Genomic DNA, 13,962 nt, shown 5'->3' with positions numbered 1-13,962 from the left:
AAGCCTGAATACGAAAGATATACTTATTTATTCATTAAATCTTCACATTTACAGTTTACCACTCTTTTAGTTAGACTGAAAGAGTTCAACTATAAGAACAATTTTTCCATATCCATCTTACTACTCTCTCAAAAAAATACAATCCTTTTTGGCAAATTAAATTACTATTTCCATAATTTTTTTATACTTTAAAAATGAATGATTATTCACTTGTAAATTTAGGGAAAAATAGCAAGAAATTTGAACCGTTACTGTTACTTTGAACCTGGATATTACCTTTATATGCACCAACCAATCTTTGTACGATGCTAAGGCCTAATCCAGATCCATCTTTCGTTTTTGTTCTTGCCTCGTCGGCTGTATAAAAACGATCAAAAATTCTAGGAAGTGACTCTTCTGTTATACCAACTCCGTTATCTGAAACAATAATTACAGTCTGGTCAGACTCTTCCTTAGCTTCAATAATAATGGAAGGCTTTTTTTCATTGTATTTTATCGCATTTTCAATTAAGTTCCTTAGAATCTGCTCTAAGGTTGTATTAGGCATATTTACTACTATACTTTCACTACCTTGATAAACTATTGATGCTTCTGGAGATAAAACCTGAAATTTTTGTTCAAGTTCTTTAACCACTAGAAAAACACTTGTCCTAGCTTCTTGAATAGTTCTTTCGTTTTTTGCAAGTTTTAGCATTTCTTCTATTAGTGTTTTCATTTTTTGTACTTCTAAAAGAGAAATGTCCAGTGATTCATCTAGGACCTCTCGCTCTTCCTTCCCCCATCTATTAAGTAGAGCAAGATGCCCTTCCACTACTTGTATAGGAGTCCTTAGCTCATGAGATACATTATGGATGAATTCATCTTGTCTAGAGATAGTTTCATTCACCTCATTCATTAGCTCTTTATAGATCTTCATCAGTTCTCCAATTTCATCATTAGAGATTTTCTCAAAATTTACTTCTTTAGAAAACCTAGTATCCTTGGCAAGCTGCATTTCATCGCGTAGCTCTTTGATAGGTTTAAGTAAAAATGCGGACAAAGAATAGCCAATAAACGCGGACAGAATAAGAGCGATGAGCGCAAAAATTATCATGGCCAATTTGATGTATTGCATGAGCTCTTTAAAATTAGCTAGGCTATGAGAAATTTCTATATAACCCTTAAATAAACCAAAATCTAATTGTGCGGACTTTAGGTAAATAGGCTGGCCCTTTACTTCGTCTTTCTTGAATTCTTCGATTGTAGAAGCTGAAAATTCTTTAAAGGGGCTGGCATCATTAATACGAAGTAATTCAATCCCATCTTCATTTAAAATTCTTACCGATTGCTCTTGGTTAACAAGCTGATTAATAAGAGTACGATTTCTTTGAATGTCCTGTACACTTATAACTGGCCCTTGCGACTCGAAGAAGCTAACCACTTCATTAAGTGTGTTTTGAGCAACTTTTTTTTCGGACATTAGCATCCAGCTAAAGATGGAGAAGTATAATATAATACACATCATTAAAAAGCTTAGAAAGATGGATAATGCTGCGGAATATGTCCATTTCTTTTGCAATGTCCACTTAATCATGAGCGCATCACATATCCTACTCCTCGAACTGTTTCTATTAGAGAAGCAATTTCTTCGGGCAACTTTTTTCGTAGATGTCTAATATAAACATCCACTACATTTGTCTCCACTTCCGTTTCAAAGCCCCATACCTTTTCTAAAATATGATCTCGAGTTAATACGATGTCGCAGTTTTGCATAAAGCATACTAAAAGATCATATTCGGTTTTAGTAAGGTTTATCTCCTTCTTATGGAAAGATACCTTATAAGCCTGTTGATCAATCTCCAAACCTTTTATACCTAAAATATTATGCACGCTTGTTGCTAATGGTATTGCTCTTCTTAAAACGGCACGTATTCTTGCAAGTAACTCTTCTATTGCAAAGGGCTTTACGACGTAATCATCTGCTCCTGCTTCTAAACCAGATACACGGTCAATCACAGCATCTCTGGCAGTGATTAAAATAATGGGAACATCCTTTATTTTTCGGACTCTACGACATATTTCTAGACCGTTTAAATTTGGTAGCATGACATCTACTAACAACAGGTCATATGTGTTATTTAAAGCCAGTTCAAATCCCTCTCTACCATCATAGGAAACGGTGACATCAAAATTTTCATGTTTAAGTTCAAGTTCCACAAACTTCGAGATATTTTTCTCGTCCTCTATCAATAAAATATGTTGTTTCATTTTTACACTTCCTTAAAAAAAATACCGCTCATAATGAACGGCATTTGTGGTATATGATTGTTTTTATCGATGTTATATTAATATACAATATTTGTTCTATAGAAGCTCGTTAACTGTATAGCAGTTCTATGACATACTTGATTTCGATACATTCTAATGTATTTATCATAGTACTCTTTAATCAGTGCCTTAATTTGAGAGAAAAGATATATGACAAAGCAGTTGTGAGATTATATAATAGTAAAAACTGCTATTTAGTAATAACAGGGAGACTAAGAATTTTAAGCGAAAAACATTTCCCTAAATACATATAATTTAATCATATGTATTTATTGTGAAACATACAAGTGTGTAACATTATTATTTTTTAAAAATGTAAAATTTAACACTATGCAAAACGACAAACATCAAGTATATTATTCTATGCAAATAATTTTATAAGGCAAAGGTTACTTTGCCGAGGGAAGGCAAATGGTGCGCCACCAGTAATTAAACTGGTTCTAGTAGGTTCGATTCCTACCCCGAAATTTTTTATGCAATTCGAAATGAAAAATTTCAGGGGAACTAGAATGACTATGTTCATTGTTAGTTCTGGAGGAGGCGTTTTTTTGTGTTGAAAAAAAGAGAATTACATGAGTGTACTATTCTATTTGAACTCATGTCTGACCCTACTATTATGCCATTTGTTCGTCATAAAGCTTATTCTGCAGACGAATACTGGTTCCTAACAAAACAATTAATGGAGGAAGAGCTTGCTGGAACAGCAATTTCTCGCACAATTATGAGTGACTATGGGCAACCTATTGGCACAATAAACCTTTTTGATATTAAACACGGGACAGGCTTCTTAGGCACTTGGATTGGATCACAATTTCAAGGTCAAGGCTACAATAAAAAAGCTAAAGAACAGTTTTTAGAAGAATTGTTCTTTGACCTAGATATTCACTCCGTATTTTTACGCATAAGAAAAAATAATGTTAAGAGCATTCGCGCAACGGAAAAACTGGGATACGCTCTAAAAGCAAATGAATCCCATACAGTGATTTATGATGAGATCAATCAAGGTACGGACCAATTCGATTTGTACTATATACCAAAGGACCTCTTCCACATGAAAAAGCTACATCAAAACAGAGAAGAAGAACAAGCGATGTAACCAAAAAACTCCCGTCAAATATTTTGACGGGAGTTTCATTAGTTTTTGTAGGTTAGTAATAACTCTGTAAACTGCTCTGGCGTCTTTGAAGAATTAGCCATGCACTGAGCATCTATTATTTTCTCTTTGTTCAAAGCAAGAGCAGAAATTGAGCTCATAAAAGTCTCGGATGTTAGATTCTCCTCTTCTAGTACGATAGCGTATCCTTGCTTCTCAAAGAAATTTGCATTTAAAACTTGATCCCCTCTACTTGCGTTCTTAGAAAGAGGAATTAACAACATAGGTTTTTTTAGCTCTAAAAATTCAAAAATGGAGTTAGAGCCCGCTCTACTAATAACATAGTTAGTGATTTTCAGTAAATGGGGCAATTCGTTTGTTACATATTCAAAAGCTACATAATTTGGGTTATTCTTTAAAGTAGGATCTAAGTTTCCTTTACCGCAAAGATGAATAATTTGAAATCTTTTTGTTAAAGATTCAATATTGTCCTTGATTGCAGTATTAATATTTTTTGAACCTTGGCTCCCTCCCATAATAATAATCGTTTCTTTAAGAGGACTAAAGCCTGTTAGCTCTCTGGCAATTTTTTCGTCTCCTTGAAATAAATCAGGGCGTATTATTGCACCGATAGAAGAGGATTTATCCTTAGGAAGATACTTTAAGGTTTCTTCGAATACAGAAAAAATATGTTCTGCAAAAGGGGTAGCAATTTTATTTGCTAGACCTGGAGTAATATCGGATTCGTGTATAACTACAGGTATATTCGAAAGTTTAGCTGCAACCACGACTGGTACAGAAACAAAACCCCCCTTAGAAAATACAATAGAAGGTTTTACCTTTCTTAAAATTCTAAGAGCTTGCATAGTTCCATACAAAACTTTGAAGGGATCTGAAAAATTTTTTACAGAAAAATATCTCCGAAGCTTTCCATTTGAAATGGAGTAATATGGTAAGGTAGGAAAGCCTTTTTCAATGATAGTTTTTTCAATACCATCGGATGATCCGATATAATGGACCTCGTAGCCCTTTTTTAACAATTCGGGAATAATCGCTTCATTTAAAGATACGTGACCAGCAGTTCCCCCACCAGTCAGCACTATTGTGTTATTATTCATTTTAATCTCCTAACTATTTATCTAAAGGATGTATGCCAAAATGCAAGAAACGAAAACCTTAAAAGAAAAGACTAAGTATATGATTAAAATAGTGCTTCCTATCTTAATCACACAGGTCGCACTCTATTTAATGACTTTTTTTGATATTTTAATGACAAGTAAATATAGTATCGAACATTTAGCAGGCGTTTCTATAGGTTCGTCTTTATGGGTGCCAGTATATACTGGATTAACCGGAATCCTACTAGGCATCACGCCAATTGTAGCACAATTAATCGGTGCAAAAAAGCATGAAGATGTAAGATCCTTTGTTCAGCAGGGTTTCTATATTGCAATTCTACTAGCCTTTTTTGTATTCATAGGTATTATAGTACTCATTGATCCCATTTTGAATATTATTCCCCTTGAAGCTAATGTACGCGAAGTGGCGAGAAAATATTTATTGATGATGTGTATAGGTCTGATTCCTTTATTTCTTTATAGTGTACTACGCTCTTTTATTGATGCTTTAGGAAAAACTCGTGTATCGATGTTTGTCACACTTCTTTCCGCACCTATTAATATAGCGTTAAATTACGTACTGATATACGGAAAATTCGGTTTACCAGCCTTAGGTGGCGTGGGGGCGGGATTAGCTTCTTCATTAACCTATTGGCTTATTTTATTTATTACTATTTTGATTGTAAAAAACAATCAACCATTTGCAGATTTACGTATATTTCAGTGCTGGACTATGCCTTCTCTTTCAAAATCCAAAGTGTTAACAAAAATAGGTTTGCCTATTGGGCTATCCCTTTTTGCTGAGACTACTATTTTTTCTGCGGTTACTATTATGATGAGTGTATATTCTACTGCAGTAATTTCAGCTCACCAAGTAGCGATGAATTTTACTTCGTTGTTATATATGATTCCTTTGAGTATTGCAATGGGGGTAACTATATTAGTTGGACACGAGGTAGGAGCAAAAAAATATCAAGATGCCAAGGTATACAGCTGGCTTGGAGTATGTACGGCAGTAGTATTCAGTTTCGTCTCGGTTTCTATTTTAATCATTTTCAGAGAAGCAATAGCAGGTATTTATACAAATGATTCTGAAGTAATTAATTTGGCCGTTCAATTTTTCTTTTTTGCAGCACTCTTCCAATTGTCTGATGCCATACAAGCACCGGTTCAAGGTGCATTGAGAGGATATAAAGATGTGACAATCACTTTTATAATGGCAATTATATCTTATTGGGTTATCGGGCTGCCAACTGGCTACTTACTAGGAACCTACACCTCCTACGGACCATTTGGTTATTGGATTGGATTAATTGTTGGTTTAACAATAGGAGCAATTACGTTAGGAACTCGACTTGTATATTTACAGAAAAAATTTTCGAAAGTCAGTTAAGCATATATTGAGCTGTTTATCATTAAAAAAGGTGTAAGTGAAATCAATCACTTACACCTTTTAATATTATTTACTAATAAATTGTTGTGTCCAGTAATATCCGCTATCTGACAAACCTACTCCGATATGAGTGTAGCTTCCGTTCATAATATTAGCTCTGTGTCCAGCAGAATTCATCCATCCTTGGACTACTTCTTCTGCACTTCTTTGACCCATTGCGATATTCTCAGCTGCTGATTTGTAGTTAATTCCTAATGATTTCATTTGATCAAAAGGAGAACCATACGTAGGACTTGTATGTGAAAAATAATTATTATCTTTCATATCCTGTGATTTAAGCTGCGCTGATTTAGTTAAAGCAGAATCGATTTGTAGTGGTGCTAGACCTTCTTTTGCACGCTCTGCATTTGTTAAGTCAACCACTTGTTGAATAACAGAAGAAACCTGAGCTTTTTCTGAATTAGTATTAGTTTCAGTTTTTTCAGTAGCTTGAGCTTGCTGAGTAGGTTGAGGAGTTGTTGCTGCCTCTTCTTTCGCTTCAGCTTTTGGTGCTGTTACTTCTTCTTTTGCTTCAGCTTTTGGTGCTGCTACTTCTTCTTTTGCTTCAGCCTTTGGTGTTGCTACTTCTTCTTTTGCTTCAGCCTTTGGTGCTGCTACTTCTTCTTTTTTCACATCTTTAGGTTGAGTAACTTCTTTTGTTGTTTCTTTTGAATCTTTCTCTACCTGTTGTGTTGCTTCATGTTTCTTCTCAGCTTCTGCTTTGATGATTTTTGCTAGGTTAGCAACGATTAAATCTTTATTTATATTAACCTCTTGAAGTAATTTATCACTTGCTTTGTCACTCCAAGCCAATTCTTTAGAGTTTATCTTTAGAGACTTCCATTGGATGGATGTGTTTGCCTCAGAAGTAGTTTTTGAATTGCTAGCATTTGTTTCTGCAGATGCTGTAGTAACAGTTAATAATAATCCTCCTGCTAGTACACCCGCCATGATTTGCTTTTTGTTCATTTTCATTTCCTCCTTCTTTTGTGCTCTCTCATTTTAAACACAAAATCAGTAGAAAAAATTTTATAATATATTCCAATTTGACCAACTCTATATAAAAATACCGAAGTAATAAAGGATTCTCTTTCAATGAAATGGAAGCACTATCCAAACAATTAAAATATTAGTTTTTCAAACCTATTGACAGTTTCACATATTCCTCATTTATCACAGATAATATCATCTCTTTTTGTATTTGTGATAGATTACTATTATTCACACGTGCCAATGCCATCGATAGCTTCCTTTCTATAGAAAGCTTTGCACGAGGATGAGTGTATTCATCTAATAGTTCTGACTTTATAATACTTCGCACGTCTTCTTCAGTTATATCTCTTTCTATAGAAATACGGTTCTTATATATCATTTTAAATGCCTCAATCATTCTCCGTGTCTCCAACTATCTGTAATTTATCTATTTGCTCACCGATAATTACAATCTGAGGAGCCATTTTCATGTATTCTGGCAGCCATTGAATCATTCCGTAAGCATATTGAAAGAGAAAAGGATTCTTATGTCCCTCAAGCGGCACATATCCTTTCATTCGATAAACTGTATCTGGGAGATTTCTTATCCATTCCTCAAAGGTTTCCTGATTAATAGGTTTCTTGAATGTGTGTAATCTAGATGATAAGAATAGTTGCTTACCTATTGATACTTCTTGAACTTCTTTTTGATGAAAGGTTGCTTCAAGATTTTGAATAGCATTTATAGAGATTTTGCTATTAGATGTCTGAATAATGGGCGCACTACTATTAATAGCTTGTAGCTGCATAGAGACATTAAATACCTCTTCCTCAGTTAACAGGTCCACTTTGTTTGCTACTATTAAATGAGCGTGCCTAATTTGCTCAAGGAATAACATGCGTGTCTGAGGACTCAGCTTCTCACGTTCTAGCCATCTTTTGCAATCTGCTACCGTGATAATACCTTTAATGTTTAATTCATTAGCAAACAAAGGTGAAAAAACAGCATCTAAAGCTTCTACTGGATGTGCAGCTCCAGTAGTCTCTATTAGTAACACATCAAAATCTTCCCCTGCCAACAATGTTTGGAGCTGTGCTTCCATTTTTTCAGAACCGGTACAGCAAATACATCCCTCTAACATTTCCTTAAGAGGTATATCTTCGTCTACTGCCCTGCTGTCAAATGCTAATTTGCCGAGCTCATTCATAATAACTGCTGGTTTAATCCCTTCTGCCTTAAATTGAGCAATAAGATTAGATAGAAGAGAGGTTTTGCCACTTCCTAAAAAACCACTCAATAAATATACATCCTTCACTTGCTCATACACCTCTTTCTATATATTAGAAGAAAAAGCTGACCATAATAGGTCAGCTCTTTTCCTCACTAAATTAAATATTATAGTTGGTAAAGATAATAATTTACTTTTTGATCAAATCTTTCGCTACTTCTTCAGCTTTTGACAATTGTGGATCTTCGTTTAAAAGCTTCTCGCGAAGTTTATCCATTAATAGATATGCCGTTTCACCAGTAATTTCACCAGTAGTTTCAAGCTTATTATCTGATTGGAATTTTTTAACCGCTGAAACCATTTGATCATTGAAGCTACTGTCTATTTTCCCAACCTCGTATCCTACAGCCTTCAGCATTTCCTTGGCATTTTGAACTGCTTCTGAAGTCATCCCTGACTTTAAGACCTCTGCACTATTTAAAGGAGAAAGCATAGCATAGGATGGATAAGCTACTTCATAATCTGGTGCGATACCTTTATCATGAATCCAGTTACCTTCAGGTGTTAGCCATTTAGCAGTTGTAATTTTAATATTGGAACCATCAGGTAGGTTATTCACAGATTGAACAGTACCCTTACCAAATGAGTTTACACCCACTATAGGTACATTTGAAGATTCACTTAGCGCTCCAGCTAGTATTTCTGAAGCCGAAGCACTACCCTCATCAATTAAAATTGTTACAGGAATATTTACACGAAGCCCTGGAGAAGCAGCAATCGGTTCTTTTACAAGTTTATTTTTATCTGTTTTAGTTTCAATTTGAACAATATTTTTACCTTCTTCGATGAAGAGGTTAGAAATGTCCACCGCTGAATCAAGCAAGCCACCTGGATTTTGTCTCACATCCAATACAAGTGCCTCCATACCTTCTTTTTCCATTTCTTCTATTGCTGTAACAAGTTCATCATACGTATCATCTGAAAAACTAGAAATAATAATATGGGCAACATTGTCATTTAGCATTTCAGCGTAAACTGTTTCTATAGGAATATCATCGCGAACTATCTTCATTTCCATCAATGCACTATCTCCACGTTGGATAGAAAGAGTAACCTCTGTCCCCTTTTTACCACGTATTAATAATACTGCTTCGGAAACACTGTAGCCTTGAATATCCTTACCGTCGACCTTTAATACTTTGTCATTTGGTAGTAACCCAGCTTTTTCAGCAGGTGAATTTTTTATAGGAGAAACAACTGTAATAGTGCCATCTTGCTCTTGAATCTCTGCACCAATTCCCTGAAAGCTTGAGTGTATACTATCGTCAAACATCGAAGCTTCATCTTGATTCATATATTCTGAATAAGGATCTTCTAGAGCATCTATCATTCCATTGATTGCTCCGTTAATAACATCATCCTGATCAATTTCTTTATAATATTCTTTTACTAATTTATCATAGGCCAAATATAATTTCGTAAATTCAGCTCTTTCACCCACATATTCTGTCTGTGAATTTTCTGTATGGACTTTACTTCCCTCATCCTTGTTATTCAAAAGAAAAAGGGTTGTAATTCCAGATGATACTATAACGAGGGTAAAAATCATTATCCATAACACGAAAGGCTTCATTTTTATATACTTAGAAGCATCAGTTGAAATTTGTTCTTGTTCCTCATTGTTTCGTTGCTCTTGTTCGTCCAAAATCTTCACCCTTTTCACACAGTTCATCTTTTAAAAATAGACTGCCAAGAATGACAGTCTATGTTTAAAGATTTTATTTAAGCGCTGCCTCTAAAGCTACAATAATCATATCATTAAATGTTGTTTGTCTTTCCTCTGATGAAGTAACTTCACCTGTAATGATATGGTCACTCACTGTTAATACAGACAAAGCTTGACGTCCAAATTTAGCAGCTAAAGTGTAAAGTGCTGCTGATTCCATTTCTACTGCAAGAACACCGTAGCTTGCCCATTTTTCATTTTGTGCATTTTCGTTGTAGAATAAGTCTGCTGTGAAGACATTACCTACACGAAGATTTAACCCAGCTTCTTTACCAGCGTTATATGCATTATATAATAGGTCAAAATCTGCTGTAGGAGCGAAACTAATATCATCTAAAAGTACTTTGTTCATAGAAGAATCAGAAGATGCTGCCTGAGCTAAAATAACATCTCGAACTTTTACATCTTTTTGAATTGCTCCACAAGTTCCAACACGAATTAACTTTTGTACATCATAATCATTCATTAACTCAGTTGCATAAATAGAGATTGATGGAACACCCATCCCCGTACCTTGTACAGAAACTCTTTTTCCCTTATATGTACCTGTGTAGCCAAACATATTACGTACTTCATTATACTGCACAACATCCTCTAAGAATGTTTCTGCGATATACTTTGCACGAAGTGGATCCCCTGGTAATAAAATTGTGTCTGCAATTTCACCTTTTTTTGCGTTAATATGAATACTCATTATAATAACCTCATTTCTAAACTTATCGAGTTAATAATACCTTTTTTTACTAGGAAATGCAATGCTGAAGCCTATCTAATGTGATCTTCGTATAACCCCCATATTTCATCAAAAACGATTGCCGTCATTTCAGGATGAGCCAGTTCTTCGATGTATTCAGATATTTCCTGAAAAGACGTTTCTGCCTTAGGAAAATCATGCTGTAAAAACATATGTTCCGCAAACTGGGCTTTAGCATCGTTCTTTTGTCCTCCCCGGAACTTTAAAGCAAATAAGTAAAACGATTGATGCATACTTTTCTTCCTCCTTTAGTCATGAAGTAGCACTTTAATAAAAAAATTTGTAGATAATTCCAACTAAAACAATTAAACTAAAAATTATGAAGATAAAACCTATAGAAAGGATTGGTTCGTTTGACCTCTTTTATTAAAAAGAAGAAAGCTCCTAAATCACCTAAATTACCAAAACCAAAGAAACAGAAAAAACCATTTGTTTTTTCACTTTCCCGTTTTACAAAAGATACAAACAAGAGAAAGAGCTTTCAAAAGACAAATCTGTTAAATTCAATCCGTGGAAGAGTACTAATTATTTTTTCCGTCCTAATTATTATTCTATTTTCCATGCTTCTTCTTACTTCAGGCAACATGCAGTCGTCTCAGAAGGAATTAGAAACTTTTATGAACGTGGATATTAAAGAGCAGCTTATGGTCAACCAATTGTCAGCAGATATAGCGAAACTTTCAAACGCGGAGCAAAGTTATATCATAACAGGTAAATCAAATTATATGACAAGTTATAGAAGTTATAAAGATGCAATCATTACTCGTTTTAAAGAATTAGAGGCGATCTATAAGAACAGACCAGAAGAACTAAAAAAAGTGACAACAATTAATGAGCATTTTAATACATATCTTCAATACTCGGAACGTGCCCTTAGCTTGAGAGATAAAAATGGCTTCGAAGCTGCGCAAAAGCTAGTTAATGCAGGAAATGGACGTACAGCTATGAGTCATGTTGATGTCCAAATAGAAGCAATGAATGAAGTGTTAGCAAAAAAGAATGCTAATCAAATTACACTACTTGAAGAAAAGAATCAAAACTCCTTGTACTTGTTTATAGGATTAACAATTTTCTCTGTATTGTTAACTTTAATATTTGGAATTTTGTTATTTAATTCGATTAAACGTAGCACTTATTCTATTAACCGTTCTATTTTAGATATTGCTCAAGCAGGTGGCGATCTGACAAGAAGAGTAAAAGTTAGAACAAAGGATGAATTCGCTGAGATTGCTTCTAATACAAATGTTTTAATAGCATCTATTGCAGATTTGGTTAAACGAGTTAGTTTGTTAACTGAAAACGTATCAGCAAGTGGACAGCAGCTCATGGCTTCTTCTGATGATACATCAATCACAATTCAATCCATAGCCGACTCTACAAACGAAATTGCATCCGGAAGTGAACAGACCTTGAAAAGTATGACACTGGCTATTCAAAAAATGAATTCACTAGAGGAAGCAACTAGATATTTGAACGATGACGCTCAAGCTGTAAAATCAGCAACAGATAACATGACCTCTGCTGCTAGATTAGGTGTAAAATCAGTACAGCACTCGTCTAATGTCATGCTAGATATCGAAGAAACGATGGCCAACACATCTCAAACAGTACAAGCTCTAGGGGTAAAGTCATATGAAATCACTTCTATTATTAAAACGATTACCGCTATAGCCGAGCAAACTAATCTGCTTGCATTGAATGCAGCAATTGAGGCTGCTCGTGCGGGTGAGCACGGACGAGGCTTCGCAGTAGTCGCCGATGAGGTAAGAAAACTTGCCGAACAATCTCAAAATGCTGCAAAAGAAGTGACAGGAATTGTAACTTCTATTCAATCTGAGGTCACTTCTATCGTTAAGCAAAATCATGAAGGGGTAGAGAGCGTTATCAAAGGTGTAGAAGTTGCCAATGAGACAAATGCTTCCCTGGAACAAATAATGAAAAATACAGAGGAAACAATCAGTATTATTGATAAAATGGTAAATCAAATTGGACAAACACTTGAATTTAGCCAGGAAGTAGCTGCCTCCTTTATAGAGGTTACTCATATTGCTGAGAATACTGCGTCCAACACAGAAAGCTCTGCTGCAGCTGCTGAGCAAGGCAGCGCAGCGATGCAAGAAATCAATGCATCTGCTGTTGAATTGTCTCATCAAGCGGACGAACTACGAAAAGTAGTCAATGAATTTAAGCTTTAAGATTTGGCTATGTTAAAGGTTGATTTAAGACACAAAAAATGAGCTTAGGTATTTTTCCTAAGCTCATTTTATTTTGATTTCCTTTTTTACTAAAGCACATGTTAGTTTAAGTACATTATTTCACAAAGACCCTTTATATGTAACAAGAAAAGGTGCCAACAAAGAACCAATTATTAAAATAAAAATAGCTATGCCAAGTGTCAAAAGACCATTACTAAAAGGAGAAAGAAAATACCCGAAGGTGAGCATTGGAAGAGTAGTTAAAGAAACAAAAATTAACCTGCTTGGTGTTGTTATCTTATGTGTTGTATCGCATTCGTTACAATTAATAGGTTTATAATTTAGCCAGAAGGATTCATAGATTTTACTCCAACTAAAATATGTATTGCATTTCTCGCATTTTTGCAAAACGAACAACCTCCATCATAATTTTTGAATTTTCTGTTTTTTTATTTTCCTACCGCGTTAGTCCAAAAAGAAAAAAAGCTTTACCCCTTCTTGAAGTAAAGCACGACGTTTATTGAAGAAAGATTAAAGTTTAAAATTTTCTTCAAGTTCTTTTTAAACATCTGTATTATCCAATCACAAATCAAAAAGTCTTTCTCCTGTTAATATTTCAAATAAAACAGTAGAATTTTCCTCGTTTAGTTGAACGTACTCATTATCACCTTTTACAACTTCCACTTTATCTATATTTGGACTTATCCAAATTTCATATAACACTGCTTTAGCCTCTATTTCAGGATTTTTAAATTGAAATCCAAACCTGTAATCAGCAGGACGCACCATATCCACTTTGGCGTTTTCCCAATCAGCTTTATCTAATATACTTTTTACTTTTTGAACTTTTTTATTATCAGTAATTTCTTTGAAGTCTTCATATTTATTTTCATCACCAATACGCTTTTGAACTTCTATACTTTGTCCTTCGTTTTCTATTCCACTAGAACACCCTGTAATAACAAATAAAATCATTGTTAATGAAACAAATAAATTCTTTGTAAATCTCATCTGAACCCCCCCTTCATTTAATGAGTCGAATTTCGTGTTAAAAAGTTCCATTTAATGTGTCAACG

Annotated in this window: 14 protein-coding genes; 4 read left to right on the top strand and 10 right to left on the bottom strand. The window is 34.6% G+C overall.

What is annotated here, in order from left to right:
- Positions 1-202: 202 nt before the first annotated feature.
- Both MKY94_RS09805 and MKY94_RS09800 read right to left on the bottom strand, forming a co-directional pair.
- Complete coding sequence (locus tag MKY94_RS09805; RefSeq protein ID WP_342578589.1) at positions 203-1,573, bottom strand: HAMP domain-containing histidine kinase; 1,371 nt, start codon at positions 1,571-1,573, stop codon at positions 203-205.
- Positions 1,570-2,247, bottom strand: coding sequence for a response regulator transcription factor (locus MKY94_RS09800; RefSeq protein WP_191697056.1), 678 nt, complete (start codon positions 2,245-2,247; stop codon positions 1,570-1,572). The genes MKY94_RS09805 and MKY94_RS09800 overlap by 4 nt, the downstream gene beginning before the upstream one ends.
- Positions 2,248-2,857: 610 nt before the next feature.
- Between MKY94_RS09800 and MKY94_RS09795 the strand changes: the two genes are divergently transcribed.
- Positions 2,858-3,403 (top strand): GNAT family N-acetyltransferase, encoded by a 546-nt coding sequence (locus MKY94_RS09795; RefSeq protein WP_342578588.1) that lies wholly within the window; start codon positions 2,858-2,860, stop codon positions 3,401-3,403.
- A 38-nt stretch (positions 3,404-3,441) separates the two neighbouring features.
- Here the strand turns inward: MKY94_RS09795 and MKY94_RS09790 are convergent, their stop codons facing one another.
- The gene (locus MKY94_RS09790; protein WP_151110001.1) at positions 3,442-4,518 is read right to left on the bottom strand and encodes an undecaprenyldiphospho-muramoylpentapeptide beta-N-acetylglucosaminyltransferase; all 1,077 of its coding nucleotides are present in this window, start codon (positions 4,516-4,518) and stop codon (positions 3,442-3,444) included.
- A gap of 40 nt (positions 4,519-4,558) precedes the next feature.
- Here MKY94_RS09790 and MKY94_RS09785 point away from each other — a divergent pair, with 40 nt between their 5' ends.
- Positions 4,559-5,911 carry an MATE family efflux transporter gene (locus tag MKY94_RS09785; RefSeq protein WP_342578587.1) on the top strand — a complete coding sequence of 451 codons (1,353 nt, stop codon included), beginning with the start codon at positions 4,559-4,561 and terminating at the stop codon, positions 5,909-5,911.
- 66 nt (positions 5,912-5,977) lie between these two features.
- Here MKY94_RS09785 and MKY94_RS09780 read toward each other — a convergent pair whose 3' ends face one another.
- The 6 genes from MKY94_RS09780 to MKY94_RS09755 form a co-directional block, all read right to left on the bottom strand.
- On the bottom strand, positions 5,978-6,919 hold the full coding sequence (locus MKY94_RS09780; RefSeq protein ID WP_342578586.1) for a CAP domain-containing protein: 942 nt from the start codon (positions 6,917-6,919) through the stop codon (positions 5,978-5,980).
- Positions 6,920-7,079: 160 nt separating this feature from the next.
- Positions 7,080-7,340, bottom strand: a complete 261-nt coding sequence (locus MKY94_RS09775; protein WP_144536638.1) for a hypothetical protein — start codon at positions 7,338-7,340, stop codon at positions 7,080-7,082.
- Complete coding sequence (locus tag MKY94_RS09770; RefSeq protein ID WP_154310884.1) at positions 7,333-8,238, bottom strand: GTP-binding protein; 906 nt, start codon at positions 8,236-8,238, stop codon at positions 7,333-7,335. Before MKY94_RS09770 ends, MKY94_RS09775 begins: the two co-directional genes overlap by 8 nt.
- Positions 8,239-8,341: 103 nt before the next feature.
- Positions 8,342-9,865, bottom strand: a complete 1,524-nt coding sequence (locus MKY94_RS09765) for a S41 family peptidase (protein WP_342578675.1) — start codon at positions 9,863-9,865, stop codon at positions 8,342-8,344.
- A 64-nt stretch (positions 9,866-9,929) separates the two neighbouring features.
- The gene (deoD, locus tag MKY94_RS09760; RefSeq protein ID WP_144536644.1) at positions 9,930-10,631 is read right to left on the bottom strand and encodes a purine-nucleoside phosphorylase; all 702 of its coding nucleotides are present in this window, start codon (positions 10,629-10,631) and stop codon (positions 9,930-9,932) included.
- A 71-nt stretch (positions 10,632-10,702) separates the two neighbouring features.
- Positions 10,703-10,924, bottom strand: coding sequence for a YozE family protein (locus tag MKY94_RS09755; RefSeq protein WP_144536646.1), 222 nt, complete (start codon positions 10,922-10,924; stop codon positions 10,703-10,705).
- 120 nt (positions 10,925-11,044) lie between these two features.
- On the opposite strand from MKY94_RS09755, the gene MKY94_RS09750 reads away from it, so the two are divergent.
- Together MKY94_RS09750 and MKY94_RS09745 are read left to right on the top strand one after the other, a co-directional pair.
- Positions 11,045-12,886, top strand: a complete 1,842-nt coding sequence (locus MKY94_RS09750) for a methyl-accepting chemotaxis protein (protein WP_225321675.1) — start codon at positions 11,045-11,047, stop codon at positions 12,884-12,886.
- Positions 12,887-12,959: 73 nt separating this feature from the next.
- Positions 12,960-13,226, top strand: coding sequence for a hypothetical protein (locus MKY94_RS09745; protein WP_342578585.1), 267 nt, complete (start codon positions 12,960-12,962; stop codon positions 13,224-13,226).
- Between the two features lie 242 nt (positions 13,227-13,468).
- Here the strand turns inward: MKY94_RS09745 and MKY94_RS09740 are convergent, their stop codons facing one another.
- Positions 13,469-13,897, bottom strand: a complete 429-nt coding sequence (locus MKY94_RS09740) for a hypothetical protein (protein ID WP_154310886.1) — start codon at positions 13,895-13,897, stop codon at positions 13,469-13,471.
- Between the last annotated feature and the right edge of the window lie 65 nt (positions 13,898-13,962).

The organism is Psychrobacillus sp. FSL K6-2843, from assembly GCF_038626375.1.
Classification (GTDB): Bacteria; Bacillota; Bacilli; order Bacillales_A; family Planococcaceae; genus Psychrobacillus; species Psychrobacillus faecigallinarum.
The sequence above is the reverse complement of the archived record's forward strand: the minus strand, read 5'-3'. Positions and strand labels throughout refer to the sequence as shown.